At 66.5% G+C, this 1809-nt stretch carries 1 protein-coding gene; it reads right to left on the reverse strand.

The window, feature by feature from the left end; genetic code table 11:
* A partial coding sequence (locus QZV94_RS24865) for a TonB-dependent siderophore receptor (RefSeq protein WP_293683132.1) occupies positions 1–1435 on the reverse strand: 1435 nt, incomplete at its 3' end.
* Between the last annotated feature and the right edge of the window lie 374 nt (positions 1436–1809).

Below are 1809 nucleotides of genomic sequence, written 5' to 3' on the forward strand. Positions count from 1 at the left end.
GGTCGACCTGTGGTTCGACCGTCACGTTGACGGTGGCGCCGTTGGCGTCGCGGACCGCATCGAACGCCTCGGTCAGTGGCGCGCGGCTGTAGTTATTGGCCGCGGTGGTGTGATTCCGGGCCCGGCCGTATTCGTAGTAGCCGCGGACGTTCCAGCCGCCGACGGTGCCCTCGACCCCCACGGTTCCCACGTACATAGTGTTGGCGCGGGTCGCGACGGTCCCACCTCTGTTGAGCGCGACCGTGCCCAGCGGGAACGTGGCGAGGTTCAGGGCGACCATGCGTTGGCGGATGCTTTCAGGGAGGAAGGCGTTGTCCCGCTGAATCGTCAGAGTGCCTGCGACCGAGGTGCTGAGCGCCGCGGAGTTCACCGTGCTGCTGCTCTCGCCATAGAGACCCTGGGCGAAGACCGACCAGGTGTCGCTGAGCTTGTAGCTTCCCCTTAGCATCAGGGCGGCGCGGTGCTGCGGCGACTGCATGTAGGCGAACTGCGTGGCGTTGTTGAACAGGTTCTCCTGGTCGGAGTCGCAGACCTGGGAGGTGGCGGTCCGGAGCGCACAGAAAGGCGTCTGGTAGGTCGTGCCGTTGTCGCCGAAGGAAATGCCGGCCAGCGGCCCGCCGGTGATCGTGCCCCCGTTGACGATAGTCTGGTAGACGAAGGGGCGAAGCAGTCGCGGGGCCAGACCGTTGGTGGCCGACGCGGTATTGGTGAAGATGTCCATGGACGGGTACTGCGACCAGGGCCGGGAGTCAGGCTCCACGCCGTCCGTCTGATAATATTCGCCCGACGCCATGAGGTGCAGGCGATCGCCCAGGAACCGGTCGCCCATGGTCAGGGAAACCTTTCCGGACTTGCCGTCGCCGCGTGTCGTCACCCCCGCTTGGACATCGCCCTTCAGGCCTTGGAACTCCGTGTCGATCACGAAGTTGACCACACCAGCCACCGCGTCCGAACCCCAGGCCGCCGACGCGCCGCCTGTAACGACATCGATGCGCTGCAGCGCCCCGGTGGGCAGGAGCGCCACATCGACGGTGGCCAGGTTGGTCGTGGGGACGATGCGTTCGCCGTTCACGAGGACGAGCGTGCGCACGGCGCCCAGGCCGCGAAGGTTCACGAAGCTCTGGCCGCCGTTGCCGGCGACCGAGGCCGAGCCGGTCTGGGGCCCGGCGCTGGACTTCATCACCGGCAGCGTCGCCAGCACGTCGATGACGTTGTTGACCGCCTTGCGCTCCAGGGTCTCGGCCCCGAGCACGGTGGTGGGGGTCGGGGCATCGTAGCCGTCGCGTTGCACGCGGGTGCCGGTGACGGTGATCTCGTCGAGCTCCGACGCGGGGTCGGCGGCGGCGGCACCCGTGGTCTGGGCGGCTGCGCCGCCCGCAGCCAGCAGGAGCCCTACGGCGGCGCACGTGGTGGAACAGAGTAGTGAACGCCTCAAGACAGTCCTCCCCGGGGCCCGTTTAGCTGAGGGTCAGCTTTCTGGGGCGAGCCATGGCGCCGCCCGGTTTCGTCCCGAAGTTCGGCGCTGCTGAAAGAGCTAGAGAGCACCTGCAGTCAGGCGAAGTGCGTTTCTTCATGGACGTCTGGCATTTTTGCCAAAGCCCAGTCGAAGGCCTCGAGGAGCGAAGCTCGCCTCCCAAGATTCCCCGGTCCCGAAAACCTCTGATCTGTGCCGCACACGTGCGGGTACTGCTCCACACCACGCCGTGAGGTCGTGTATTCCCGGGATGTCTTTCAGCATACGCCTTCGGCGCGGTCGTCGATTTTCTGCGTACCACCAGCAGCGGGACGGACACTGACAGGATGTTGTCC

The sequence above is a fragment of the uncultured Phenylobacterium sp. genome (assembly GCF_902826855.1).
Taxonomy (GTDB): Bacteria; Pseudomonadota; Alphaproteobacteria; order Caulobacterales; family Caulobacteraceae; genus Phenylobacterium.